The 25,071-nt window shown below is 40.3% G+C and carries 25 protein-coding genes; 8 read left to right on the top strand and 17 right to left on the bottom strand.

The window, feature by feature from the left end; all coding sequences use genetic code 11:
- Positions 1-156: 156 nt before the first annotated feature.
- The 4 genes from V6R21_RS11940 to V6R21_RS11925 all read right to left on the bottom strand — a co-directional run bounded on the left by V6R21_RS11940 (position 157) and on the right by V6R21_RS11925 (position 2,973).
- Positions 157-843 (bottom strand): hypothetical protein, encoded by a 687-nt coding sequence (locus V6R21_RS11940; RefSeq protein ID WP_334243841.1) that lies wholly within the window; start codon positions 841-843, stop codon positions 157-159.
- Between the two features lie 275 nt (positions 844-1,118).
- Positions 1,119-1,619, bottom strand: coding sequence for a hypothetical protein (locus tag V6R21_RS11935; RefSeq protein WP_334243840.1), 501 nt, complete (start codon positions 1,617-1,619; stop codon positions 1,119-1,121).
- Positions 1,620-1,795: 176 nt separating this feature from the next.
- A complete protein-coding gene (locus V6R21_RS11930) occupies positions 1,796-2,026 on the bottom strand; it encodes a hypothetical protein (RefSeq protein WP_334243839.1) in 231 nt (76 codons plus the stop codon).
- A 374-nt stretch (positions 2,027-2,400) separates the two neighbouring features.
- Positions 2,401-2,973, bottom strand: coding sequence for an AbiU2 domain-containing protein (locus V6R21_RS11925; RefSeq protein WP_334243838.1), 573 nt, complete (start codon positions 2,971-2,973; stop codon positions 2,401-2,403).
- 205 nt (positions 2,974-3,178) lie between these two features.
- On the opposite strand from V6R21_RS11925, the gene V6R21_RS11920 reads away from it, so the two are divergent.
- On the top strand, positions 3,179-3,988 hold the full coding sequence (locus V6R21_RS11920; RefSeq protein WP_334243837.1) for a helix-turn-helix domain-containing protein: 810 nt from the start codon (positions 3,179-3,181) through the stop codon (positions 3,986-3,988).
- Positions 3,989-4,463: 475 nt separating this feature from the next.
- On the opposite strand, the gene V6R21_RS11915 is transcribed toward V6R21_RS11920, so the two are convergent.
- Positions 4,464-6,311: a glycoside hydrolase family 13 protein gene (locus V6R21_RS11915; protein WP_334243836.1), complete on the bottom strand. Its 1,848-nt coding sequence runs from the start codon at positions 6,309-6,311 to the stop codon at positions 4,464-4,466.
- Between the two features lie 57 nt (positions 6,312-6,368).
- Entirely contained in the window at positions 6,369-6,908 is a 540-nt protein-coding gene (locus V6R21_RS11910) for a DUF1697 domain-containing protein (RefSeq protein WP_334243835.1), read from the bottom strand.
- 461 nt (positions 6,909-7,369) lie between these two features.
- Between V6R21_RS11910 and tnpA the strand changes: the two genes are divergently transcribed.
- A complete protein-coding gene (tnpA, locus tag V6R21_RS11905) occupies positions 7,370-7,816 on the top strand; it encodes an IS200/IS605 family transposase (RefSeq protein ID WP_334243834.1) in 447 nt (148 codons plus the stop codon).
- 840 nt (positions 7,817-8,656) lie between these two features.
- Here the strand turns inward: tnpA and V6R21_RS11900 are convergent.
- Positions 8,657-8,803: a hypothetical protein gene (locus tag V6R21_RS11900; protein WP_334243833.1), complete on the bottom strand. Its 147-nt coding sequence runs from the start codon at positions 8,801-8,803 to the stop codon at positions 8,657-8,659.
- 24 nt (positions 8,804-8,827) lie between these two features.
- Here V6R21_RS11900 and V6R21_RS11895 point away from each other — a divergent pair, with 24 nt between their 5' ends.
- A complete protein-coding gene (locus V6R21_RS11895) occupies positions 8,828-10,084 on the top strand; it encodes a peptidase U32 family protein (RefSeq protein WP_334243832.1) in 1,257 nt (418 codons plus the stop codon).
- Between the two features lie 39 nt (positions 10,085-10,123).
- Entirely contained in the window at positions 10,124-10,351 is a 228-nt protein-coding gene (locus tag V6R21_RS11890) for a ferredoxin (RefSeq protein WP_334243831.1), read from the top strand.
- A gap of 73 nt (positions 10,352-10,424) precedes the next feature.
- Here the strand turns inward: V6R21_RS11890 and V6R21_RS11885 are convergent, their stop codons facing one another.
- The gene (locus V6R21_RS11885) at positions 10,425-11,258 is read right to left on the bottom strand and encodes a copper resistance protein NlpE N-terminal domain-containing protein (RefSeq protein ID WP_334243830.1); all 834 of its coding nucleotides are present in this window, start codon (positions 11,256-11,258) and stop codon (positions 10,425-10,427) included.
- 222 nt (positions 11,259-11,480) lie between these two features.
- Between V6R21_RS11885 and V6R21_RS11880 the strand changes: the two genes are divergently transcribed.
- Both V6R21_RS11880 and V6R21_RS11875 read left to right on the top strand, forming a co-directional pair.
- The gene (locus V6R21_RS11880) at positions 11,481-13,205 is read left to right on the top strand and encodes a serine hydrolase domain-containing protein (RefSeq protein WP_334243829.1); all 1,725 of its coding nucleotides are present in this window, start codon (positions 11,481-11,483) and stop codon (positions 13,203-13,205) included.
- A 356-nt stretch (positions 13,206-13,561) separates the two neighbouring features.
- The gene (locus tag V6R21_RS11875; RefSeq protein ID WP_334243828.1) at positions 13,562-13,984 is read left to right on the top strand and encodes an acyl-CoA thioesterase; all 423 of its coding nucleotides are present in this window, start codon (positions 13,562-13,564) and stop codon (positions 13,982-13,984) included.
- 106 nt (positions 13,985-14,090) lie between these two features.
- On the opposite strand, the gene V6R21_RS11870 is transcribed toward V6R21_RS11875, so the two are convergent.
- The 9 genes from V6R21_RS11870 to V6R21_RS11830 all read right to left on the bottom strand — a co-directional run bounded on the left by V6R21_RS11870 (position 14,091) and on the right by V6R21_RS11830 (position 22,729).
- Complete coding sequence (locus V6R21_RS11870; protein ID WP_334243827.1) at positions 14,091-14,885, bottom strand: class I SAM-dependent methyltransferase; 795 nt, start codon at positions 14,883-14,885, stop codon at positions 14,091-14,093.
- A 31-nt stretch (positions 14,886-14,916) separates the two neighbouring features.
- Entirely contained in the window at positions 14,917-15,714 is a 798-nt protein-coding gene (locus V6R21_RS11865; protein ID WP_334243826.1) for a cyclase family protein, read from the bottom strand.
- A 75-nt stretch (positions 15,715-15,789) separates the two neighbouring features.
- The gene (locus V6R21_RS11860; RefSeq protein WP_334243825.1) at positions 15,790-16,020 is read right to left on the bottom strand and encodes a hypothetical protein; all 231 of its coding nucleotides are present in this window, start codon (positions 16,018-16,020) and stop codon (positions 15,790-15,792) included.
- A gap of 216 nt (positions 16,021-16,236) precedes the next feature.
- Positions 16,237-17,145 (bottom strand): S66 peptidase family protein, encoded by a 909-nt coding sequence (locus V6R21_RS11855; RefSeq protein WP_334243824.1) that lies wholly within the window; start codon positions 17,143-17,145, stop codon positions 16,237-16,239.
- A gap of 100 nt (positions 17,146-17,245) precedes the next feature.
- Entirely contained in the window at positions 17,246-17,770 is a 525-nt protein-coding gene (locus tag V6R21_RS11850; RefSeq protein WP_334243823.1) for an OmpH family outer membrane protein, read from the bottom strand.
- A 48-nt stretch (positions 17,771-17,818) separates the two neighbouring features.
- Entirely contained in the window at positions 17,819-18,331 is a 513-nt protein-coding gene (locus V6R21_RS11845; protein ID WP_334243822.1) for an OmpH family outer membrane protein, read from the bottom strand.
- A gap of 138 nt (positions 18,332-18,469) precedes the next feature.
- Positions 18,470-19,003, bottom strand: coding sequence for an OmpH family outer membrane protein (locus tag V6R21_RS11840; protein WP_334243821.1), 534 nt, complete (start codon positions 19,001-19,003; stop codon positions 18,470-18,472).
- Positions 19,004-19,272: 269 nt separating this feature from the next.
- Positions 19,273-21,849, bottom strand: a complete 2,577-nt coding sequence (gene bamA / locus V6R21_RS11835) for an outer membrane protein assembly factor BamA (protein WP_334243820.1) — start codon at positions 21,847-21,849, stop codon at positions 19,273-19,275.
- 142 nt (positions 21,850-21,991) lie between these two features.
- The gene (locus V6R21_RS11830; RefSeq protein ID WP_334243819.1) at positions 21,992-22,729 is read right to left on the bottom strand and encodes an isoprenyl transferase; all 738 of its coding nucleotides are present in this window, start codon (positions 22,727-22,729) and stop codon (positions 21,992-21,994) included.
- 484 nt (positions 22,730-23,213) lie between these two features.
- Between V6R21_RS11830 and V6R21_RS11825 the strand changes: the two genes are divergently transcribed.
- Together V6R21_RS11825 and V6R21_RS11820 are read left to right on the top strand one after the other, a co-directional pair.
- On the top strand, positions 23,214-23,738 hold the full coding sequence (locus V6R21_RS11825) for a TRAP transporter small permease subunit (RefSeq protein WP_334243818.1): 525 nt from the start codon (positions 23,214-23,216) through the stop codon (positions 23,736-23,738).
- 39 nt (positions 23,739-23,777) lie between these two features.
- Positions 23,778-25,031, top strand: a complete 1,254-nt coding sequence (locus V6R21_RS11820) for a TRAP transporter large permease (RefSeq protein ID WP_334243817.1) — start codon at positions 23,778-23,780, stop codon at positions 25,029-25,031.
- Positions 25,032-25,071 lie beyond the last annotated feature (40 nt).

Genomic DNA, 25,071 nt, shown 5'->3' with positions numbered 1-25,071 from the left:
ACTTGACAAACGCCCCGAAAAAACCAGTACAACCTGATAAACAGCATAAAAATTAGGCATTATTTCCTTGCAATAAAAAAGCTCAAGCACTCACTTATAAAGTTTATACTTCCATAAGTAAATGCTTGAGCCTATCATCAAAATGGGTCGATAAGTTTACTGCCCGCACCTATTGAAGTTTATCGCCTCACTGGCATCATACTTCTCTGTAACCTTATCCACCTCCATAAATATATTATCATACACAGGATTGTAATTCATCTCAAAAAGCACTGTTATAAATGTATTTCCCATCAGCTCCAAAGGGGAGTAAGAATTATCAAAGTCAGTAATCCTATCAGCTATAAGCGCACAATAAGTCTCTCCAAATTCCATAAACTCCTCCTTAGACAGATCTGACAAACTCTTTTTACTTTTAAAACCTTCTATCGTTTCATTTGAGAAAAAAAGGAAACCGTTTTTAGGCAAAGCCCTTTTGGTTGCCTTCTGGATCAACACATCCATATCTTTATCATAGATCACTTGGTGTGTACCAAACTCCAGAGACACTCCCTTATTTATATTGAGAAGCCTAAGGCAACCAAAACCTGTTTTACGGTCCTCCTTTCGAATAAAAAGTAGCAATGCATTTTCCTTCTTTCTTTTGATAACACTTTCGATCCTGAACTCTTTTGCTGAAAGCTCACTGTAATTGGTGTCAAGTGTAGCAATCCTGAAAACCTCTTCCGTTATGGTAATTTTTTCAATTTCTCCCTCCTTAAAACGGAACCACTCTCCCTTTATATCCAAGGCAAGCAAAGAGTGGGACATTAAAATCAGTGATACAAAAAGTAGTTTTTTCATATCTAGCCGGTTGTTTAGTTATAAAAAAGTGACAATTAACGCGCAAATATAATTAAGTAAGTTCAACTTACGCCATTTATAAGAACAACGATAAAGAGGGTCGGTACATGTATTTATAATTAACTATCTCTCCTGTCACTTCACTTTTACCCCATCCATAACAAACTCAAAACAAACTACCTACTTTCTCACATCATAAGCTTTTCAAACAAAAAAAGAGGCACATATTACTGTACCTCTTCCAAAGTAAATTCCACAGGACTAAAAGCTCAATATTAATTGATGGTCACTGTTCTTTTCAAAAAAGTAAATGTGCCTGTTATACCTGTACTTCCACCCTCAACCCAATCCAGTACAGCATTACCTCTTTCTTTTACACCTTCAGCAATTTCTTCTGCATACGCAGCCTTAAACATATCTGAAAAACGCTCTCCCACGGAGTTCTTTGCCAACTGCTTTTCCAGATAAGCAATACGTTCTTTCAGGTCATTTACCTCCGTATTCCAACGTGAGATAATATCCTGATTACCGTCAACTTGTGCTTGTGTTAGTGCAGCCTCAGTACTCGGTAAAATACTGGACTTTTCAGCTAGCTCTTCCTGATAGTCCTCAAAACGGTCAAGTCGGTTAAACTTGTTTTTCTCATAAGATGCTACACTGTCATTGTAGTCCAGAAACATCTTCTCAAAAGATTTAAGACTGTTCTGAACATCTTCTGCTGTCTTAAAGTTATCAGCAAACTGTTCATTGGGCAATAGATCTTGTATTAACGCCATAACAGTAAAATGTGGTTAGGTTAATAGTTAAAAGCTAATAACAGAATATAAACCACAACTAATAACATTGCAAACAAGCTCAAACACAACACCTGTTATTCCTTATTATATACAATACATTCCTATTCGGATTATAGAAACCCACAATGAATCAGAGAGACTTTGAATAAAGCTTCTCAATACTTTTTTGGAGGTACCTTCTTAAATCTGTCCTCAATTTCTTCAGCTAACCATTTGTCTGCCTCTAACAATGCCTCATCCAGACTGCTGGAGCCTTCATCCTCCCAACACATCCCCCCTTCATCCAATATTCTGATCCAACTGTCACTTTGAAGGTCCTCTCCAATCTCTATCCAGCCTTGGTTCTCCACCCACCATGCTAAATTGGGGTATGCTTTCTTAAACATATTTTTGAGGTTAAAGTAAAGAGTGTAAAACGAGTACAGTAATTATTAACGTGAATGGTGTTTTATAAATAAGAAAACAGCTCCTATAGACCCGAGCTTTGGTTGATTATTCAAAGATGCCGCTCCTAACGGAGCTTAAAGTGAATAGCTCCATCGGAGCGAGACCTTTGTAGTACCTCTTTTCTTGTAAAACAAGCGCCGTAGGTGCGGCATCTTCCATGCTGTCAACATAACAATTTGAACCACTGTAGGAACTGAGCTAGGCTCTGTTCAATCATATATAAACATATTACAGGCACCTTAGACATGGACCTATAATTTACGGTAAATGAATTACTTCTGTAATTAACCGCTCAATAAAGAAGCAAAGTACGCTAAACTGTTGCCCAGTTTTTTATACTGGCAAAATCTTCAGCAGGTAAATATATTTCTAATGAAAATTGCTCCTCTAAAATTTTATACCTTAATAAATTCACTATTTCTAATGCAATCTCAATTAATCGATAAAAATGAGTAACAAAAAACGTAATGTCGATTCTATCAATATCAACATGTGCAAGGTATTTATTTCTATAACGTCTGAGATCCTTAATTACATCATTTTCAAGTCCCTCATTAATCAATTTAGCTATCGATTTAATGTCAGACTTTGAGAGCTTATCTTTCCATTCTGCTTTTTCTCTACAGTCTTTTATCTTTTCTAACAATTGAGTCAACTTAAGTTTATCCGTTTTCAGATCGGAGAATAATATATGAACTTCAATGCAAAGAATTTTAAAAATTGCATCTCTTGATCGTATAAATAAAGGCGCACTGGAAAACAATCTAATAAGCCTCTCACTCTCAGGACTTCTTAAGAATTCATAATCTCTTTTATGAATCAAAATATGCCTTAAAAGGTTTTCTCTTTCTCTAATTTCCTCTTCAAATTCTTTTAATGATATCATATAATTCTATGTTCAACAATTGAAATGTAATGCATATCTTAATCTACACCATTCTAAATATCGTACAAAACCACACCCTCAATTTCATATCGTGTGAATCATGTTTAATTAATCCACACTATTTTCTTACACCTAACCTGCTCCCATTATTTTTAACTCTTCTCTTTTTTACCTAAAATCTGTCAACCAAAAACACTCCCCGATCTTGATACTCCATTACGGACATAGAAGACAGATACAGCAGATGCTGACTACTGCCCAATCACTGGCGGCCATTGCCCGTGCGTTGGGGGTACACCGTTCTACAGTTAAAAGGGAATTGGACAGAAACGGGGAGCAAGACGGTAGCTACTGTGCAGACAAGGCTGAAAAGAAGGCGTTTTTACGGAAGGTAATCGGTGGGGTTAAATCTTACCGCAACCGTGAAGACAAGGTGATGCCGAAGGGTGGCAATTCACCTATCAAAAACAGGTACTGTAAAAGGTATCGGCATATACCATTGAAGTTTCAGCGATGGAAAAGCCGAAGGGGACGGATTACCCATTGGTATTGGGACTTGAGAAAATACCGTAGAAGGTTTGTGTCATTCGGACAGCAATTAAAAATACAGCACCGCAATGCCATGCGCCAGCGAGACTGGTGGCAAATGTACCGTGAGAATGCGAAGCGGTATTTCTTGGGCATTTTCCTGTATGAACCAAAGCCAACCGGTTTGGGAGATAGTGTTTTGCAGAAAGGCATCAGGTTATATGCTTCAAGGCGATTGAGAAAATTGAGGAAACTAAAAAGATCAAGTAGTGATAGGCAGCATAAGCTAATAGCTGTAGGATCACAACCAAGACCTGTTCAATTGCTACATCAAAATACATTGGTACCGATTGTTTCCTTTATCAACTCCCATCTTTTGGGATGTGGCTTACCTATGGATAAAAAATGGCTCTGGCATAAACCAACCATTCCAAAAGTACTTTTATTTGGATGGTACATCAAAGGTCGGTCACGAAGGCTCATTTAGAAAATGACCCTTTTTCTCAGTCCAAATTCAAACAAAAAAATCGGCATCTGAACAGTGCCGATTTTTTTGTAGCTGCTGCTGACAGGTGTGTTGCATCTGCTCCTGTATGGCTTGTGTGATTCCGTAGTAAATTTTGCCTGAATATTTTTGGCTAATTTTTTCGGGCTATTATTCCAAGTCAAAAAATAAGTGGAGCATTATGCCAATGGTTTTTAAATAAAAAGATTTCTCTAAAAACCCCGATCCATTAAATCATGACGATACTCTGAAGGTGTCGCTCCTACGGAGCTGGACATCGTACATAGAGAATCGCTACAAATATTTCGTTCCTATAGAGCTATACACTTTTTATTGCGCTGTAGGCGCTTCACCTTTGTCGCCAAATACCATCTCCCTTTACGCTCAGCTCCGTTAGGCGCGACATCTTTTGTTATATACTTTATGGTTCAGGTATCTTCCTTATCCACCGTTCATGTTATTTCACTTCCAAAATCATGGCAGTTTTTGCCGGAATGGTCAAAGTACCTGCTACCTCCATCTCTTTTCCTGAGACAATATCTTTTGCCTTGAATGAGCTGTCTATCATTTCTGAATACCTTTTCAAGTCCAACGTAACGGCTTCACTGTTTTTATTCAGCAACACCATTACTTTTTCATTGTCAGTATATCGGAAATAAATATAGACGTCATTTTTCTGCGGTGCATAATGCTTGAATTTTCCATCTGTTACAGCGGTATTGTTCTTTCGCCAGTTCAGCAGCCTTGAAAAATATTGCTGTGCTTCTTTTTCCTTTTCAGTCAAGCCTGCTCCCGTAAAGGCATTTTTTGTATCACCTTTCCATCCACCATAAAAGTCCCCTCTTCGCTGTCCGTCACTGCCTGCCTTCTCGTTGGTCATCAGCACTTCTGTCCCGTAATAAAACTGCGGTATTCCACGCATGGTCATATACATGGCGATACCAAGCTTCCAGTTATCAAAGTCTTTTTTGAGCCTTGAATAAAACCTGTCCAGATCGTGGTTGTCCGGCATAATCATTTGGTCATAAGGATGCGGAAAGAGGTAATCCTGTGCCACACTTTGGTAAGTGTCTCTCCAAGTAGAAAACCATTGGTCAGTATTGTTCAGGCTTGAGATAATCTTTTCTGTTAGGGAAAAATCCATCAGTGTAGGCAGGTAGCACCTATAACCGTCCTCATTTTTTTTATCGATTTGCCAGTAAGCTACCTGCGCCACATTGCTGGTCAGCTCCTCTCCTACGATATTTAGATTGGGGTATTCTTCCAAGATGGTTTTTGTCCATGTTGCCAGAAAATCTTTATCAGCATAGGAAAAAGTATCTTCCCTAAGACCTGAAAGTCCTGCATACTCAATCCACCAGATGTTATTCTGAATCAGGTAACTGGCCACTAGCGGATTGCGTTGGTTTAGGTCTGCCATATGGTCATCAAACCAACCGTCCACATATTCTTTCTTGTCAATTTCAGTCGCATAAATATCGGTCAGTGTAGACTTCATATGATTGGTACGGGTCCTTGTCCCATGAAAATTCACCCAGTCTTTTTCGGGCATATCTTTTATAAAGTAATATTCCGCACCACAATGATTCAGTACCACATCCCATATCATACCTATCCCCCTTTTTTTGGCTTCCATTGAAAGCTCCTTGTACATTTCATTGGTACCAAAGCGTGGGTCGATCTGATAGAAATCGGTGGCAGCATAACCGTGATAGGAATATTTGGGTTGGTTATTTTCAATCAGTGGTGTACACCAAATTTGTGTAAAGCCAAGGGAGGCTACATAATCCAGGTGGTCAATGATCCCTTTAATATCTCCACCATGCCTTGCGTTCTCATCTTTCCTGTCTATTGTTTTTTCATTGAGGGAAGCTATCTCATCGTTGCTTTCATCTCCATTGGCAAACCTGTCAGGAAAAATCAGGTAGATGGCATCTTTCTGTGAAAAACCCTTGCGACTTGCACTGTCGTTTTCACGTTGCAGCAGGGGGAAGTCTTTTGTCAGGACTACTTTTTTACTCCTGCTGAATTTGAGTTTCACATTTCCCGGCTTGGCTGCCGCATCAATTCTGATGGTCACAAAAAGGTAGTTCTTGTTCTCTACCGTTTGGGTTTCCATCAATTCTACTCCTTCGTAAGAAAGGCTTGGCTGCAAGCCTGCAATGTCTTTACCGTATACCAGCAGGGTAATGGTGTTGTACTTCATTCCAACCCACCAGTTTTGTGGGTCAATTCTTTCGATGCTTTGAGCGAATCCCATCTTAATACCAAGCAGCAATAGTGAAATCAGTAGTATCTTTTTCATCTCCTCTTTTTTAGGGTTTCAAAAAATCATGTAGCAAACCTGTACTGATAACCAATACTACTCCACCATCTCCAATAAGTTATTTACCGTTTTCCAGTTTCGGGTAGTAGCTATCACCTTCAGTTTATTTTCAAAGAAATTATTGGTAAGCTTTGTTCTGCCGTAACCATTCGGACAATAGAGGTAAACACACTTCCCTACTACCTGAAACTGATCATCGCCAAAATCAAGTTCCTTTAAAGCAGCTACTTTTTCAGGTACAGGCTTTTTTGCCAGAAACGTAACATGCAGTTTGTCAATATCAATATTGGGGTCAGAAAGGAAAGGATTGTCTGCTACGACATTTTGCAAGGTTTCTTTTTCCAGCACCAAAACAGGCACCTCAAATTCGTACTCCTTCTTAATCATGTCTGCAATGGAGGTTTCCAGCAGGGAGATATCAGTCACCTCAGATTCAAACAGGATATTACCACTCTGGATATAAGTGGAAACCTGTTCGTAACCCAGATTTTCGATATGCTTTTTAAGGTCTGCCATCTTGATCTTTTTCTGACCACTCACATTAATACCACGAAGAATGGAGATATAGTTTTTCATTTTAAAAAATTCAGTTTCAGGATTGTTTTCAATTTTCAAGATAGGAAGATAGGTGAAAAAAATTCATCTCGTTCAGGGGGTCGGGAAGGTTTTGTTGATTTATACCGTCTATAGATGAAGTTCTGTCACGACAGGTTCTTTTGACGGATTAAAATCCGCCTCTTTAGGATATAACCCTTTCAGGGTTGATACATTCACAAATCCCGAAGGGATGGTATCTCCAAGAGGCGGGATTTATACCGTCTATTGGTGAGTTCTGTCACAACAGGTTCTTTTTCCATAGGCTTACATCCACCTGTTACTCGTGCAGCATTATTGTTTGTTTCCTTTGGAAACGGTGGTTATCATACAAAAAAATCCCAAAGGGATTTAAGAATAATAGCCCCAGATGAAAATCTGGGGTCTAATCAATACCATAAGAACCCAACTCCGTAGGAGTTGAACTAAAAAAGACGACACCGATGTCAACCTATACCCAAATTATCTACCACATTGTATTTTCCACTAAGAATCGTGAAAAGACGCTTAGCTTCTGTCACCATGAATCTCTTTTCCGTTATATATGGGGGATTCTAAATAAGAAGCAATGTACACTTTATCAGATCAACGGCACAGAAGATCACTTACACATCCTAACACACCTTCACCCAAATGAAAGGCTTGCTGATTTGATTAAAGACATTAAACTAGCGACCAATCATTGGAATAAAACCGAAAATGTATTCCCAAATTTTAGAGGATGGCAGAATGGATATGGTGCTTTTACCTGTTCAGAAAATCAAAAAGAAAAATTGGTTCAATATATCAAGAGACAAAAAGAGCATCATAAGCATGTGGATTTCAAAGAGGAATTAATCTCCTTACTGAATGAACATGGAGTGACCTATGATGAAAAATATATGGGGTAAATCCATAGCGTACATTGACCATACAATCTGGATGTATTAAGTTGTACAAAATAATCGGCATCACCCATTCAACCCCTATCGGGGTTGGGAAGGCATGGAACAATGTGCCACAGGCTTACGCCTGTGGCTATTATTGTTTGTTTCCTTTGGAAACGGTGGTTATCATACAAAAAAATCCCAAAGGGATTTAAGAATAATAGCCCCAGATGAAAATCTGGGGTCTAATCAATACCATAAGAACCCAACTCCAAAGGAGTTAAATTTACGCATGGTGTTGTCTGCCTTTCAAAGATTCAACTCGTCTGGTGTTGGAGACTGAACTAACCTTGGATGTTATCCAAGGCTATTTTTGTTATGTCCCTTCGGGATTGATTCTGAAAAACTATACAATGCTCGCATCTTAATGGCTTAAATTATAAATACCCCTACTGTATCACCTTTCTAATCAATACCTGCTATACCTTCTCTTTTGTTCCTCAATAAAAAAATCATAAAAGGTAATTATTGAAAAACCAACCAAATCCTCATAATCAAATAAGTATAAGCCGCCCCATGGGTAATTATAGCATGCTATCAATCCATACCATATTTCGGTGTCCTATTATGACGGATTGAAATCCGCCTCTTTAGGATATAACCCTTTCAGGGTTTATATATTCACAAATCCCGAAGGGATGGTATCTCCAAGAGGCGGGATTTATACCGTCTATTGGTGAGTTCTGTCACAACAGGTTCTTTTGACGGATTAAAATACGCCTCTTTAGGATATAACCATTTCTGGGTTGATACATTCACAAATCCCGAAGGGATGGTATCTCCAAGAGGCGGGATTTATCCTGTCTATAGGTGAGGGTTCTTTTTCCATAGGCTTACACCGACACCAAATGGCCGGTGACCACGATCACCAAAACCTATTGACCATTCTTCATCTCCCACTAATGCCATACCTGCTATTTTTGCAAGCTGAAATATTATCATAATTCTCATACGAAATCCAACAGCTATAAAACCATGCGTGACAGCAAGATTGAACTGATGTCCCCTGCGGGAAATTTTGAGGCGTTGATGGCAGCCATTCAGGGTGGTGCTGATTCTGTGTACTTTGGTGTGGAGCAATTGAACATGCGGGCAAGGGCTACCATGAATTTTACAATTGATGATCTGGAGGAAATTGCCCGTATCTGTGGCGAACAGGATGTCAGAACCTATCTGACACTGAATACCATTATCTATGACCATGACCTATCGTTGATGAAAGTGATCGTGGACAGGGTAAAAGAAGCGGGTATCACAGCCATTATTGCGGCTGACCAGGCTGTTATTTCCTACGCATTTACGAAAGGTGTTGAGGTACATATCTCTACCCAAAGCAATATCACCAACATTGAGACGGTTCGTTTTTTCAGTCACTTTGCTGATGTAATGGTTTTGTCGAGGGAGTTAAGCCTTTTGCAGGTAAAGAAAATTACGGATGCCATTGAAAGGGAACAGATAAAGGGTCCTTCAGGGAATCTGATAGAAATAGAGCTGTTCGGACACGGTGCCTTATGCGTAGCTGTTTCGGGCAAGTGCTATATGAGCTTACATACGCACAATGCTTCTGCCAACCGTGGCGCTTGTATCCAGAATTGCCGTCGTCAATATAAGGTCATAGATATTGAAGAGGGTTACGAGCTTGAAATTGACAATGAGTTTATCATGTCTCCAAAAGACCTCTGTACTATTGATTTTCTTGATCAGGTAATTGATTCGGGGGTTAAAGTCCTGAAGATTGAGGGACGTGGAAAAGGTGCAGACTATGTCAAGACTGTTACGCAGTGCTACCGTGAGGCAATTGACAGTTGTCTGGATAAAACCTACTCCAAAGAAAAGGTTGCCAATTGGATGGAGCGCCTGACAGAAGTTTATAACCGTGGCTTCTGGAGTGGCTATTACTTAGGACAAAAATTGGGTGAGTGGACTTCTCAGCCTGGATCTGTTGCGACCAAGAAAAAAGTATTCTTGGGCAGAGGCAGTCACTACTACAGCAAATTGGGTGTTGCTGAGTTTACAATGGAGACCCAAAAGCTAAAGGCAGGTGACCATATCCTGATTACAGGCCCTACCACAGGTGTGGTGGAAACCGTAATTGAGGAAATGCATGTCAACGATGATGGTAAAAAAGAAGTTGCTGTAAAGGGCGATAAATTTACGATCAAGCTTGACACGCAGATCAGGCCTTCTGATAAGCTGTACAAGATTGTAGACAGTGAGGCTGTTGCACAATAAAAAATATCATTAGCATCACTTTCTATGATTGGTTAGCGTATGGTCACCATTATTCAACAAAGAAATAAATGCATCGGCTGCAACTATTGTGTGGAGCTTGCGCCCGAAAGGTGGCGCATGTCCAAGAAGGATGGCAAAAGTGTATTGCTCGGTGCAGTAGATAAAAAGGGGTTCTGGAACGTCAAGGTCAATGAAGACGAACTGGAAGCCAACAAGCGGGCGGCAGAAGCTTGTCCGGTCAATATTATACAGGTCAGGGAGCACTGATCTTATTACAGTTGTTGTTAAAGGCAACCCATATTGGGTTGCCTTTTTATCTTCTGACTATATGGTATTGCGATTATTCTTCCACTTTTTCAAATCTTGCCAGAGGTGCCATTCTTGCTCTGTTCAGGGATAGTGTTCCGTCCTTTAGGGTAAAGTTATCGGCCATTTCCAATGCTTTTACAAAGTTTTTCTCCACTTCCATATCCGGACAAGCCTTTTGGGTAGAAGCCATTTGGGAAAAGGTAATACGGTTTCCTTCTGAAAGCTCATACGCTCCCATAATGTTGTTACACCCTGCAAAAGCACTAAGCCTGCTGTCTTCTTTCATTAACATCAGAAAAGGAATATCACCTTCCTTTTCATCCGTCAGTGGCTGCCCTGCAAGTTCTACAAGTTTCCACTTTGTCTCAAGCAAGCCTTCCTGTACAACAACATCTCCCATCTTCTTACTGAGCATGTACTTAGAGGCTAGGTCTCCAATTACCCTATTACCTTCCTTATCCAATTTGAATAGTGCATTCTCTCCCACAAAATACTGGTTCGGAGCTTCCACTCCTTCCAACGTCACGATAGAGCCCATTTCATTCCAAACAAACTTACCTGATGACCGGAAAATATCGTCTGCCTTACCTAGGTACTTGGTGGTTAACAAATAGGTCTCATCATTATTCAACACCAATGAAATCTCTATGCCTTCGCAGTCTGCACATGGAATCACGCCCTCATAGGTACCATTCCAATCCAATGCATTGGCACTGTTGTGAGCGGCATCTGCTACTTTGTTGCTTTCAGCCATTGTTGTATGCTGCTGCGCTGATTGGTCTTCTTTTGTTTCTCCCTTATTCTGACAAGAAGCAAATGTGATCATTGCAGCTCCGATTAATGCAAAAAGTTGTTTTTTCTTCATAGTCCATCTGGTTATTTAATTATAAATCTTGATCGTATATGGGCAACATACGTTCCTAAAAAGCAATCGTTTCTTATTTTAAGACAATTTAATAGTATCCGACACTATCCTTTACCGACCTAATAACATCCTATACTGAGAGGAAATTTCATCATAACTAAAACAGCACATGAATTTTCTAACCATAAAAATTGATATTCACCTAAACAACCTTCTTTTGATATGCCACATCTACCTGTAAAGTTTCACCCAATAAAATATATCTCCCTAGTGCCCCTGCTTTTTATAGCCACTACTCTGCCTGCCCAAGATTTCACATCCCTTTCCAAGTACATTGCAAAGCAGGTCAAGAAAAAAGACATTGCGGGCTTAAGTATCGCAATTGTCAGTAAGGATAGTCTCCTTTGGGAGAAAGGATTTGGTATGGCTGACAAAACCAACCAGATAAAAGCTTCTGCCAATACTGTATATCCTATTGGGTCTGTCAGTAAAATAATAACAGCATCTGTTGTGATGAGGCTGGTACAAGAGGGAAAAGTAGACCTTGACGCTCCTTACACGCAATATGTCCCTGATTTCGACATGCAAAAGCACTTTGATGATCAGATCAGTTTCACTCCAAGGGATTTGCTGACACACTTTGCCGGTATTCCTAGGGTTAGGGCGCTGAAGAACCATACCGACCATCCTGAACCATTTTGTGGCTTAATTGAGGAAGGCAAAGAAGAATACCTTATCGCGCCTCCCAAAACCCTGTACCAATATTCGGACTGGGGAATGGCACTGCTAGGTTGCCTGATAGAAAATGTATCGGGTATAAGTTATGAAGAATTTGTAGCCAAAGAAGTCTTCCTTCCAATAGGGATGGAAACAGCTACAGCTTATCCTTACAGCCAAATCCCCAACCTGACCAAAGGGTATGATAAAAAAGGCAAGGAAACCAAGATATTTACCACCAGAACACTTCCTGCCGATGGGATTAAGGCGTCTGTCCATGACTTGTCCAAACTGCTTCAGGTATACCTCAACAAAGGACAGGCTAGTCCAAACCGTTTTCTGTCAGAACAACTGGTAAAAGAAATGCTGACTGACCAGACCAAAAACTTCCCCTTGGGATTGGACCACCAACATGGGTTGGGTTGGTTTCTGGGTAAATACTATGATTATACTACCACCTATCATTTCGGGGACCAGCTTCCGTGTATTGCTGGGATTATTTTCTTTCCTGAACAAGACTTTGGGGTTGCCATACTCAGCAACACCTACAAACCTGATACAGGTATGAAAATTCTCTACAAGGCTGTTGACCATATGTTGGAACTAAAATCATTGGAAAAAAAGGCTGCCCCTAAACCTGATAGAAAAAAGATTTCCACCAACGCTGCTATCGGAAAACAGTTTCAAGGAAGGTTTGCCACTCCGATAGGGGTCATCGAGATAAAGCAAAAAAATCACTCCAAGATGAAAGCTCACTTATGGGCAGAGCAAAAAACATTGTCTGGAACATTGTACAATGACAGCACGATAGTACTAAGGAAAATGGGCGCTAAGATTCTTGAACTGAAAATCAAACCCTATCACGGAGAGGACTATCTTATATACCATGATTTCGGTAAATGGAAACTTGCAGGTAAACGTATCAAGGAAGTTGATATACCCAAAGAGTGGAAGGCTACAGTCGGCACCTACAAGGTCAGGGATTTTGAAGGAGCTTATGAATTTCTGACTTCCTATAAAATGTATCTGAAAGACGGACTACTGATTGGAGAAGGAACGACCATCTACCCGACAATTCCTACATTTCAGATTGTACTGAGACCCATCAACAATCAGCAGGCAATAGTGGAAGGTGCTGGCGGAGACCTATTGGGAGAAACTGTACCACTTGAATCCTACCAAAACAAGCCCATGATCAGGCTTGCCGGCTTTGACCTGATCAAACAATAATCATTTTCACACCATATTCGGGTTATTATTCAACCTTCTGAAAAAAAATTTCACAAAAAAAAGTCCCTTATAGGCTCATTTTAGAGCATTCTTCAAAATTTTTTAGAAAAAATGCTAAGTGTCATTCTTACCCTAAATTGCTGTATATCAATAGATATTATAAATTAAACTATAGGCAAGAAGTTAAAGGCAAAAGCAATTTGTTTCCCGCCTGTTCAATTTGCGTTAAAGCCCCGATACTATCTTGATACTTCAATATCATGTAACCAAGTAACCTGCAAAATGAAGCTGGAAAGCCTAATGGCTTTTCACTTCATTACAAGCTGACATTGTTTTTACCTAAAAACGAAATCCCTATGTACTCTCCAACAGCAATCGAACCAAGAATTACTACCAAGGAAATCCTCGTCCGTCAGTATCACCTTGACAGCTACCACCATGTAAACAACATGCGTTATCTGGAGTTTCTTGAAGAAGCCAGATGGGCACACTTTGAAAACTGTGATGCTATCAGGATGGCAAGGCAAGGAGGGCTTGGTATACTGATCGCCAGTTATGACCTGAACTACAAGTATCAGGCTCAACTCGGTCAGGTACTCAGAATCGAGACATCGGTAGCAGAAATCAACCGCTGTACGATTATTTTCCTGCAACAGATTTTTCTGAAAGGGACTGATCAAAAAGTTTTGGATGGCAAGATCAAAGTCGTAACCGTCAACACCCGTACGCAACGACCTTCGGCCATTCCTGACGATATCCGCTATGAATTGTTTAGGTAATAGACAATAGATTGGAAACATGGGGTCATTCTAGACCTCATAAAATTTATCAAAAAAGCCTGCCTCGGATTACAAAGCAGGCTTTTCTTTTCTACATCAACTCAGGTTACAGCTTTGTTGCCTCAACAGCGTATACCATTGGCAGTTTTCCTTCAAGACCTTTTATCTGAAAGCCTTTTTCAGCAGGAACAGTATTGTTAAAACAGTTATAGGGCGAGAAATCATACTCCTTGAATAACTTTATCTGCAAACCTGCTTGAAGCAAGGCTGTAAACACTTCTGATAAGTCGTGGTTCCAACCTACAGACTCATAGTTATGACTTGTGTCCTTATCAGCATAAGAACCTTCACTGGTCTCAATAATGGCTTCCTTGTTAAAATAAGAATAAGCAATTTGCTTGAAGTCATCATCGTGCATCCAAACAACAGGGTGGAATTCCACTAGCAGAAACCTGCCTTGCGGCTTGAGGAATTGATGGATAAGCTTTGCCCACTTGGTCAGTTCCGGTAACCAACCCACAACACCATAAGTCGTAAAGATGATATCATATTCTCCTGTGAGGTGTTGGTCTATCTCCAATACATTACAGCAAACAAACTCCGCCTCAACATTCAGTTTGGAGGCAATTTCCCTTGCCTTTTCGATAGCCTTATCTGACAGGTCTATACCAGTTACATCAGCTCCCATTCGAGCCAGCGAAAGGGCATCCTGCCCGAAGTGACACTGAAGGTGTAAAACTCGCTTACCACTGATATCTCCCAATATATCCAGTTCAATTTCTTTCAATGACGTCGCTCCCGCCTCGAAAGCTTTCATATCATAGAAGTCTGAATCCATATGCGCTTGTACACGCTCATTCCAGTTCTTCTTGTTTATTTCAAAATACTCTTTGTTATCCATATCTGTAAAAAATAGAATTTCAATGATTTAGCTATTGATGAACGGCTGCTATAATCCTCAATGGTGCACCGCTTCCTCCTTTCAGTTTCATAGGCAAAGCCACCACCCATACCTGATGGTCTACCAGCTTATCCAAATTGGCAAGGTTCTCAAAGGCGGGAATGTTGGCCGCAAACAGCACACGATGTGCCATAAAGTCTGTTGACTGTCCATAGTCAATACTTGGGGTGTCCAAGCCTATTGATTTGACTTTCTTTTCTACTGCCCAATTTGCTCCATCTTCTGACAACCCAGGAAAGTGCAGTTGTGGTACAGCCTCATCTCCCCTCATATCTGTTCCCAGATACTTCTTTGCATCAGGCCAAAACTTCCCAAACCCTGTATGCATCAGGATGATTTTACCTGAGGGATCAATTTTCTTAAGGTCAAACCACTGTTGAAGGTCCTTGGCTGTAATCAGGTAATCCGCATTTCCATTGACTATAGAAGCAAGGTCCACGACCACTCCTTCTCCTGTCAGCGTTTTAAGCGGCACCTGATCAACTTCCTGCTTACCTTCAGCAAAATGCACAGGCGCATCCATATGCGTACCGCCATGCTCTGCTGTACAAAACTGGTAGGCTGAATAGTAATAACCCTTATCGGTCTGTCCCTCAAACACTGTATCCATTTTGAATACAGGCGAGGTAGGCCAATAAAGGGTTGTACTGTCATAACTGTGAGAAAGGTCCACCCAGTTGGATGGGAAAGAAAGTTCACCCTTTTGCTGACATCCCATCAGCAAAAGAAAGGAACAAATAACATGTAGAAGAGCAGCAGCTTTATTCATATGTATTGAGTTAGTCAGTAACAATTGACTAAAACTACAAAAAAATAGCATGCTGCCTTAAAAAAGTCCCACCTGTTAGACGTTCAGATCAACATCTTCACAGAAGGGATAAAGCATCTCAGTATTACCTGCCTCTCTGATGGCAACGATAGTTTCCGCATCCCTGTCATAGAGCACCTCAATAAATAAGTCTACCCATAGGAACAGTTGCCTGTAATAAAACTCGTCATCAGAGTCAGCAATAAATTCCGCCCTTTCAAAAACAATCTGATGTTTCGTCTTGAAGGGAATTAAGTTGAAACTCATATCAGTTAGCTAAAATTGATGATGGATCTAGTTTATATTTGCTTTATTATATTTTAGCAAGAAAAAATACAATAAGTATCTGAAACAGAGGACAAACCTACAAATAATATTTGAGTGTTTTCTTTGTTGCCAGCTAAAATATTTCGCTTTCCATCATCAATTTTTTTTTATCAAACTAACACAATATTTCCCACTCAACGAATAGTGCAATTTCCATTATAACTGTATTAATGTTGCTCCATCGTCAGTCACTTTTAAAACAGCATTCCCACCGCATATCACTGGCCAGTTCGGATAATCGTGTCCAATATCAAATCCATAGCCCACAGGATAATCATATTCCGAAAGCTTCTCTTCAATTATTTCCAAAGCCGACATCGGAAACTCATTTCCTTCATTAGTTTTCATGTCTGTCAACTGACCGATCACCAAACCTCTCAGTTTTTCCAGCTTTCCACTTCTCTTCATCTGAACCAACATACGATCAAAGTTGTAGAGGTACTCCCCTATTTCTTCTATAAAAAGAATCTTATCTGTATAATCCAGATCTGCAGGTGTACCGATTTGGGAAGCCAGCAATGCTAAATTACCACCGATGATACTTCCTTCTGCTTCTCCCTTGCGGTTGAACTGATGTGCAGGAGCTGTAATAACAGGTGGCTTCTCCCCGAATAGCACTTGCCTGAGTGATTCACCTGATGACGCTGCATGAGGTAGGCTATAATGAATTACCATACTACCGTGTATGCTCTGATAGCCCAGCTTATAGAGCTGCATATGCATCGTGGTAATATCAGAGTAACCTACAAGCCATTTGGGAGATTGCTCGAAGGTAGTCCAGTCCAGTGCATCCACTATTCGGGTAGTGCCATAGCCTCCCCTTGAGCAAATAATGGCTTTGATACTGGTATCATCCAATGCTAGTTGTAAGTCAGCAATCCTCTCTTCGTCTTTGCCTGCCAATGACCCATAATTGTTTAGCGTGTTTTGGGCTAGTATAACCTCTAGACCCCATCCTTTAAGGATCCCGATTCCTTCATTGACACTTTTATGGTTTGGAGCACCAGCAGGTGACAATACCATTACTTTATCGCCAGCTTTTAGATAGTCAGGTTTTTTATACATAGTTCTTTTGGTTACAGTTTCTCAATGAGCTTTCATAATAAAATATAGAAACAAAAAAACCAGCCTATATAGGCTGGTTTTCATTATATCATAGAGTCCATTACTGCTTGCCACCAAGCTTCTGGATAACTTTGCCAGTGATATCATCAGCACCATCGCTATATAGCAGCATTTGAGAAGGAATTACGTATTGGTAACCCATTTCTTTCGCTACATCCTCGATACCTTTCATTGCTTTATCTTGCAAAGGCATCAAAGCATCTTGCTGTCTTTTAGAGAAGTTTACTTGTGAAGTCTGCTGGAACTCCTGCAGGTTTTTCTGAAGTAACTCAATCTCCTGAGCCTTTTGTCTTACGATTTCAGGCAACCAGTTTGGTTGGTTCTTTTGGAAGTCAGCATATTTCGCCTCAAGGTCTTTCTGTTGAGTTTGCATTGAAGTAACCAATTGTTTTTGGTAGCTCTCCAACTCTTTCATCTTAGTCTCAAACTCAGGAAGCGCTTGTACTACACTGTCAATATCAGCGTAAGCAAATGGTTTACCTTGAGCGTAAGTGTTATTTACTCCGCTGAACAGCACTGTAGCAAACAGGCCGATGAAGAATGCGATAAAAAATTTAGTTTTCATTTTATTGTTCTGTTATTGTGTCCTTAAATCAATTTTGAATGGTTGCGATTACTTCATCGCTTTCACTTTCTCAATCACTTTTCCTGTGATGTCAGCACCACCTCCACTAAAGATAAATGTGCTCTTAGGCATCACAACATTGTATCCTTCTGCTTTGGCTACTTCCTCAATCCCTTTAGTAATCTTATCAACCAATGGCTGCATCAGTTCTTGATTCTTCTTGGCAACGCCTTGCTGTGCTCTCTGCTGCAACTCGATCACTTCATTTTGCATAGTTTGCAACTCTTCCTGTTTCTCTTGCTGCTCTTGAGGAGACATGCTGTTCTGATTTTGCAGAAGGAACTGGTACTTCTGTTGCATAGCTTGTTGCTTGCTGTCTATCTGTGTCTTAAACTGTTTTGCATAAGACTCAATAATCTTTTGCTGTGTTTTGAACTGAGGTAAAGCTCTCATGATGCTATCCTCTATCACATATGCTACTTTCTGTGTTTGAGCCTGAGCGGCAGTAGTGGTAAACCCAATTGCCAACAGTGCTAGTAGGCTAAAAATAAGCTTTTTCATTAGTCTTGTATTTTCAATATTATCGCTCAATAAAATCCAAATTTACGAAATAATCACCCTGCATTATGCTATACAAGTGAATTTATCGTCATTGTTTTAATAACACATTGGTAATCACTCTCAAATTGTAACTACCCTTTATTTCTTTGGCGTATCGGACGGGTCTCCTAAGCCAAGTTCTTCCAAAACAAAATCCGTGTAATTGTGTCTTGGGTCTGAGTAAATCATCGTCAGATCACTCGCTTTGTCAAAAAGAAACTGTAGACGTTTCGATTTTGCTACTTTGGTGGCAGCCTTTGCTATCTTATCCTGAATAGGTTTGATCATTTCCTTTCGTTTGATAAACAGAAGCCCTTCATAGCCGAAGTGGTTAGCCTGGTAGCGTCTTATTTCTTCTCTCTTCCCTCTGATTTCCTTTTGCCTTTCCTCTTTCATGTCTTGGGTCAGCAAAAGCTCTTCTGTTTTGTAGCCAATTTCGAGGTCTTCAACCTCGTCTCTCATCTTTTTCAAATCCCTCGTCCACTCATCAGAGAGTTTTCTCAAATTATCCTCTGCCTCTTTGTACTCTGGCATCTGTTCAATGATAACCTGTGAGTCGATATAACCGAACCGCTGAGCTTGGGCTGTTAGGGCGGCTGCCAGCGCGATCAGTAACAGTACTGCCTTTCTCATTTTATTTTAGAGTTTAGTAGTTAGGTCAAAAATGTTAGCCTAGTGCAAGTGTCGTTATTTTGAGAAGACTAAGTAAGGCATTTCTCAAAATATGACAAACACTGGCCTATTTTAGCTATTATTTTATACATACTTAACATTTTGAGTACAAATTTACCTCCAATCGGAAGTCATCTCCCAAAATGCAGATATTACAAAATGCCTATTACTCAAAACCCGAAGAAGTGTAATACTCCTTCGGGTTTTTGCTTAAAATATTGTCATGTATCTTATCTGATCTGCTGTCCGATCGTGAAGTGGAACTGGCTACCGCCTGCATTAGGGCTACCCACCACATCATCAAATCCATATGCCCAGTCAATACCTAGCATACCAAATGCCGGCATAAAGATTCTGGCACCTAAACCAGCTGATCTCTTAAGGTCAAATGGGTTGAACTCATCAAACGTCCCCCAGTTGTTACCTCCTTCAGCAAAACCTAATAAATAGATTGTTGCCGCAGGGTTCAAGGAAACAGGATAGCGAAGTTCCATCACATACTTGTTGTAAACTACACCACCAGAACCCGGCTGAGGACTACCGTTAATGACCTCATAAGGTACAATCGAGTTGTTTTCATAACCTCTCAAACCAATGTTCTCTGTACCTAAAAGGTAACTGTTAGAGGTCAGACCGTCACCACCCAAGATAAATCTCTCAAATGGTCCCAAACCTTTGTCCTTATTATAAGAAGCAATAAAGCCCATGTGAATCCTTGTTGCCAATACCAGTTTTTCTCCTACGATAGTTTGATACCAAGCATTATCAAACATGTATTTATGATACTCTACCCACTTGTATCTATCATCCGTTGAAACATCCTCCGCTGAAAAGTCCTTGTTGGAAAGCAAAGAGTATGGAGGTGTTAACGCTACTTGTAACGATACTGATGAACCACTTCTTGGGTAAGTAGGGTTGTCAACACTACTTCGTGCAATTGTTGTATTGAATGTAAAGCTATATGAGTTACCAGTTGGGTAATCCAAGAAACCTGTCGTATAGAAGTTATCCAAACGGTAGTTCTGGAAGTTAATTGAGTTGTTCATGATAAAGTAATCATCAGGCCATTTCAATCTTCTACCCAAACCAACGGATGCAGAGTGGATACCCATTGACCCTGTAAAGTTATTAGGGCTATAAATACTCGATCCTTGACGCTGTTTTGAGAAGCTGTAGCTCACCGTCAATGAGTTTGGCTTACGACCGCCCAACCAAGGCTCTGTAAAGCTGACCGAGTAAGTCTGGAACTGTCTACCGTTCGCCTGTACACGAAGTGAAAGACGTTGTCCATCACCTGAAGGCAGAGGCTTCCAAGTACTCATGTCAGGAATGTTCTTCAATGAGAAGTTATTGAAGACCAGACCAAGTGTACCTACGAATCCGTAGTAACCACCCCAACCACCAGAGAGTTCAATCTGGTCATTTGGTTTTTCCACCAAGTCATACTGAATATCCACGGTACCCTTCGCCATATTTGGCACTGGGTTGATTCCGATCTGCTCAGGGTCAAAGTAACCTAATGTTGCCAACTCTCGTTGTGTACGGATCAAGTCTGCACGGCTAAATTTCTCACCTGGTGTCGTACGGATCTCACGCATAATTACGTGGTCACTCGTCTTGGTATTACCATTGATGATAATATTATCAATATATGCCTGCTCTCCTTCGTATACTCTCATTTCAATATCAATGGAATCGCCTTCCACCAACACTTCAACTGGCGTAATATTAAAGAACAGGTAACCATCATTCATATAAAGAGCTGAGATATCTGTACCGTTCGGGTTAAACGTCAGACGCTTGTTCAATTCATCAGGGTTGTAAACATCTCCCTTCTTAATTGCCAACACTCTACCCAACTGCTCATTGGTATATTTATAGTTACCAGTCCAAGTGATATCTCTATAGAAGAATTTCTGACCTTCCTCAATATCCATTTCGATGTTTACCAATTTTTCATTGACATCGTAAACGGAATCCCTAACGATCTCCGCGTTTCTGTAACCTTGTTCGTTATAGTAACTGATTACACTTTTCTTATCGTTATCGTATTCTTCTGCAATGAATTTAGAAGGAGTGAAAATTCTGCCGAAACGTTTCTCCTTCGTCTTCTTCATTTTACGAAGCACTTTTTTCTCGCTTAACTCCTCAACACCAGTCAGCTCAATATCATTGATCTTTACTTTCTCATTCTTGTTCACTTCAATTCTAAGTTGAACAGCATTTGAAAGTACAGGATCTTGTTCCTTAACGATTTTTACGTCAGTATTTTTAAAGCCTTTTTCTGCGTAATGCTTCTTGATAATGTTTGTTGTGTTCTTCAACATCGCATCAGTTACGATACGTCCTTTCACCAAAGAAACTTTATCACTTAATGTCGAAGCCTGTCCCTTCTTGATTCCTTCAAAATAGTATCTCGAAAGCTTAGGACGTTCTTTCAGCTCAATTTCCAGATAAACATCATTGCCAGTGATTTCAGATACATTGATCTTTACATCACCAACAATACCGAGCCTCCAAAGCTTCTTAATTGCCTTGGTAATATCATCACCCGGAATCATGATTTTCTCTCCTACCTTCAAGCCGGAGATGTTGATAAGCGCATTTTTGTCGTTGAAGTTTGCCCCAACTACATTGATGCCAGCAATATTGTACTCAATAGGTGTACTGTAGTCTATATTGTACTTATTTGTTTGCGTACTGTAGTTTGTTCCAAACTGCGCAAAAGCTGAAAAAGAAGTCCCTAACACTAGCGTACTTATCAACGCTATCAGCTGTGTGGAGACTTTTAAATGCGGAAAATTCATGCGTTTATCTGCTGTTAACTTTTCACATACAGTCCTGTAAGCTTCCTAAAACCAGCAAGGTATAGGCTGTTACAAGTTTCTTAAATTCATACGTTTGTTGAAGACCTCTAGCAATTTAGACAGGCTACAAACTTCACATCATCTATTTTACCAGTTGCTCACTGGTCTTCCCGAAGCGTCTTTCTCTCAATTGGTAACTCAGCAAGGCTTCATAGAGGGTTTCCTTCCTGAAGTCCGGCCAAAGTGTTTCCGTAAAAAAGAGCTCTGTATAAGCCAATTGCCACAACAGGAAATTACTAATTCTAAGTTCTCCACTGGTTCTAATAAGCAACTCAGGGTCTGGAATTCCAGTCGTATTCAAGTGTTGAGCTACTAGTTCTGAAGTGATCATTTCAGGGTCAAGGACACCATCTTTGACATCCTGACACAGTGCTTTTACAGCCTGTGTAATATCCCATCTACCACTGTAGCTAAGTGCCAACACTAGAGTCATTCCTGTATTGCTTGAGGTGATTTCCATTGCCTCTTGAAGTTCTTTCTGACATTCACCAGGTAACATCTCAAGGTTGCCAATGGCCGCAAGCTTTACATTGTTTTTGATCAGGGTTTCAGTTTCCTTGCGAATTGTTTTGATCAGCAGCTGCATCAGTGCAGTCACCTCCAATTTGGGCCTATTCCAGTTTTCAGTGGAAAAAGCATACAAAGTAAGGTATTCAACTCCTAATTCAGCAGCGCCTTCGGTCACTTCTCTGACTGCTTTGATCGCATTTTTATGTCCAAACACACGCGCTGCACCCTTCTGCTTTGCCCATCTTCCGTTGCCGTCCATTATCACAGCGATATGTCTCGGAATGTTAGTCAGATCAAGCTTCTCTTTCATTTATTCTCTTAATATTTTTTAAGTCAATCCTACAGGCTTCCTATTTCAGAAACACGAACCGCTTTTCACGGTATGACAGTTAATCTGTCTTCTGTTAACAATCTGCGAAAATACTGATATTATATTATGATAACAAAATCAGTTCGGGGATTGAGAAAATGAAAAAGCTTAACTGCTTGAGCAGTGTCCTAAAATATAACTCTGTAAACGGACGGTCAAATCACAAAATTTCATAGCAGGTTCTTCGCTCATTTTTCAATTGGTCGAAAACTATCCTCATCAATTGTCTGCAAAATATAAAAATGGATTTGTGTAGAATTGCTTTTTAATACGTATATAATTTTTTTAAGAACATTTAACTACATTTTGTAGATTTACTACCTCTTTCTTCTACCCAAAGAAAGTTTTACGATAGAACAACCTTTACCAAAACGCTCCTAAAAAGGAGTGCACTGTACACACTACCCAAAAAGAATAAAACACAATGCTGACAACGTTACTTTCAAAAGTTGTAAAAAACATAGACAGAATTAACCTCACCATAGGTCGATCAGTTTCATGGCTTACCACTATACTAGTTATTCTAATCTGTATTGATGTAGCTGCCCGCCACTTGTTCAAACAAGCCAGCGCTGCCCTACCAGAATTGGAATGGCATGTCTTTTCCCTAATTTTTCTATTGGGTGCTGGATACACCTTACAAAAAGACAGGCATGTCAGGGTTGATGTCTTTTATGCTCGATTTTCTCAAAAAGCCAAAGCATGGGTCAATTTATTGGGCAGCATACTACTTTTGTTACCTTTCTGCCTTTTAGTAATGGATGCCAGTATTCCATATATAAAAATGGCATATCTAATCAATGAAGGTTCTACTGACCCTGGAGGCCTTCCTGCCAGGTTCCTGATTAAAGGGAGCATCTTTGTAGGCTTTTTCCTGCTCCTTCTTCAAGGGGTATCACTATTTTGCTCATCTCTACTTTGCATTCTTGACGAAAAGCGATGTGCTTAACCCATTTCTGAACTGAACAAACCACTCAAACTGACAAACATGATTGCGCTACTACTGTTCATCACCTTATTTATACTTCTTCTGCTAGGGTTCCCTGTAGCCTTTACCTTAGCGGGGGTTTCTCTTATTTTTGGCTATTTCGTTTTCGGTACCGACTTATTCTACCTGCTGCCTTTGAGGATATTTGGTACCATGAGTAATCAGATACTCTTGGCTGTACCCCTATTTGTATATATGGGTGTGATGCTAGAAAAGTCTGGCATAGCAGAAAGGCTATTACATACCATGTCTTTATTGATGGGTAGGATAAAAGGTGGATTGGCTGTAGCAGTCATTCTGGTGGGGGCTATGCTTGCAGCTTCTACAGGAATAGTTGGGGCGACAGTGGTTACGATGGGTTTACTAAGCTTGCCTGCCATGCTTAAACGTGGCTACAAGCCAGAGTTGGCAACGGGAGTAATCGCTTCTTCAGGAACACTCGGGCAAATTATACCTCCTAGTATTGTCCTTATCCTGTTAGGCAGTGTCATGAATATCTCTGTGGGAGACCTCTTTTTAGCTGCTATCGTCCCAGGTGTTATCTTGGTCATACTATATACTGCATTTGCGATTGGAACTGCCATTGTAAACCCTTCATATGCACCACCTGTTCCTCCTGAAGAACTGCAAGAGTTTAGAGAAGGCAAAATGTTGGGTAAACTGATCAGAACTTTCATTCTCCCATTCCTTTTGGTGCTAGCCGTCTTGGGATCCATCTTTACGGGAATTGCCTCTCCAACTGAAGCCGCAGGAGTTGGTGCTTTGGTTGCGACTATTCTAACTGCCATTGAAAAGAAGCTCACATTACAGGTAGTGAAAGGCGTTATGCAGGAAACTACACACTTAACCAGCATGGTCTTTATCATATTGGTTGGAGCAACTGCCTTTGGTCTTGTTTTCAGGGGAGTTGGCGGTGATACTATCTTAATTCAGTTAATCGAACAAGCAAACCTTTCCCCTTACAGTTTTTTAGCAGTGGTAATGATAGGTATATTTATCGCAGGCTTTTTTATAGACTTCATTGAGATCATCTTTATTTTCTTACCTGTGGTTACGCCCGTATTTGTTGCCTATGACATGAACCTTCTTTGGATTGCAATCCTTGTTTCCCTTAATCTGCAAACTTCATTTCTGACACCACCTTTTGGTTTCTCACTTTTTTACCTAAAAGGCGTTGCTCCTGACAGTATAACCACTGGACATTTATACCGAGGTATCATCCCTTTTATTCTTAACTCAAGTTGCACTTTATAAATCAGGTTACCATGGAAGGTGTTGTTTAGGATGAAGAGCA

This window comes from Limibacter armeniacum (assembly GCF_036880985.1).
GTDB classification, from domain to species: Bacteria; Bacteroidota; Bacteroidia; order Cytophagales; family Flammeovirgaceae; genus Limibacter; species Limibacter armeniacum.
Note: the sequence above shows the minus strand (reverse complement) of the source record. Positions and strands in the feature narration are given on the sequence as shown.

Excerpts from the sequence above, each read along its gene's own strand:
- V6R21_RS11940 (WP_334243841.1), bottom strand. The coding sequence starts at position 843 with ATGAAAAAACTACTTTTTGTATCACTGATTTTAATGTCCCACTCTTTG.
- V6R21_RS11935 (WP_334243840.1), bottom strand. The coding sequence starts at position 1,619 with ATGGCGTTAATACAAGATCTATTGCCCAATGAACAGTTTGCTGATAAC.
- V6R21_RS11930 (WP_334243839.1), bottom strand. The coding sequence starts at position 2,026 with ATGTTTAAGAAAGCATACCCCAATTTAGCATGGTGGGTGGAGAACCAA.
- V6R21_RS11925 (WP_334243838.1), bottom strand. The coding sequence starts at position 2,973 with ATGATATCATTAAAAGAATTTGAAGAGGAAATTAGAGAAAGAGAAAAC.
- V6R21_RS11915 (WP_334243836.1), bottom strand. The coding sequence starts at position 6,311 with ATGAAAAAGATACTACTGATTTCACTATTGCTGCTTGGTATTAAGATG.
- V6R21_RS11910 (WP_334243835.1), bottom strand. The coding sequence starts at position 6,908 with ATGAAAAACTATATCTCCATTCTTCGTGGTATTAATGTGAGTGGTCAG.
- tnpA (WP_334243834.1), top strand. The coding sequence starts at position 7,370 with ATGTCAACCTATACCCAAATTATCTACCACATTGTATTTTCCACTAAG.
- V6R21_RS11900 (WP_334243833.1), bottom strand. The coding sequence starts at position 8,803 with ATGAGAATTATGATAATATTTCAGCTTGCAAAAATAGCAGGTATGGCA.
- V6R21_RS11895 (WP_334243832.1), top strand. The coding sequence starts at position 8,828 with ATGCGTGACAGCAAGATTGAACTGATGTCCCCTGCGGGAAATTTTGAG.
- V6R21_RS11890 (WP_334243831.1), top strand. The coding sequence starts at position 10,124 with ATGGTCACCATTATTCAACAAAGAAATAAATGCATCGGCTGCAACTAT.
- V6R21_RS11885 (WP_334243830.1), bottom strand. The coding sequence starts at position 11,258 with ATGAAGAAAAAACAACTTTTTGCATTAATCGGAGCTGCAATGATCACA.
- V6R21_RS11880 (WP_334243829.1), top strand. The coding sequence starts at position 11,481 with ATGCCACATCTACCTGTAAAGTTTCACCCAATAAAATATATCTCCCTA.
- V6R21_RS11875 (WP_334243828.1), top strand. The coding sequence starts at position 13,562 with ATGTACTCTCCAACAGCAATCGAACCAAGAATTACTACCAAGGAAATC.
- V6R21_RS11870 (WP_334243827.1), bottom strand. The coding sequence starts at position 14,885 with ATGGATAACAAAGAGTATTTTGAAATAAACAAGAAGAACTGGAATGAG.
- V6R21_RS11865 (WP_334243826.1), bottom strand. The coding sequence starts at position 15,714 with ATGAATAAAGCTGCTGCTCTTCTACATGTTATTTGTTCCTTTCTTTTG.
- V6R21_RS11860 (WP_334243825.1), bottom strand. The coding sequence starts at position 16,020 with ATGAGTTTCAACTTAATTCCCTTCAAGACGAAACATCAGATTGTTTTT.
- V6R21_RS11855 (WP_334243824.1), bottom strand. The coding sequence starts at position 17,145 with ATGTATAAAAAACCTGACTATCTAAAAGCTGGCGATAAAGTAATGGTA.
- V6R21_RS11850 (WP_334243823.1), bottom strand. The coding sequence starts at position 17,770 with ATGAAAACTAAATTTTTTATCGCATTCTTCATCGGCCTGTTTGCTACA.
- V6R21_RS11845 (WP_334243822.1), bottom strand. The coding sequence starts at position 18,331 with ATGAAAAAGCTTATTTTTAGCCTACTAGCACTGTTGGCAATTGGGTTT.
- V6R21_RS11840 (WP_334243821.1), bottom strand. The coding sequence starts at position 19,003 with ATGAGAAAGGCAGTACTGTTACTGATCGCGCTGGCAGCCGCCCTAACA.
- bamA (WP_334243820.1), bottom strand. The coding sequence starts at position 21,849 with ATGAATTTTCCGCATTTAAAAGTCTCCACACAGCTGATAGCGTTGATA.
- V6R21_RS11830 (WP_334243819.1), bottom strand. The coding sequence starts at position 22,729 with ATGAAAGAGAAGCTTGATCTGACTAACATTCCGAGACATATCGCTGTG.
- V6R21_RS11825 (WP_334243818.1), top strand. The coding sequence starts at position 23,214 with ATGCTGACAACGTTACTTTCAAAAGTTGTAAAAAACATAGACAGAATT.
- V6R21_RS11820 (WP_334243817.1), top strand. The coding sequence starts at position 23,778 with ATGATTGCGCTACTACTGTTCATCACCTTATTTATACTTCTTCTGCTA.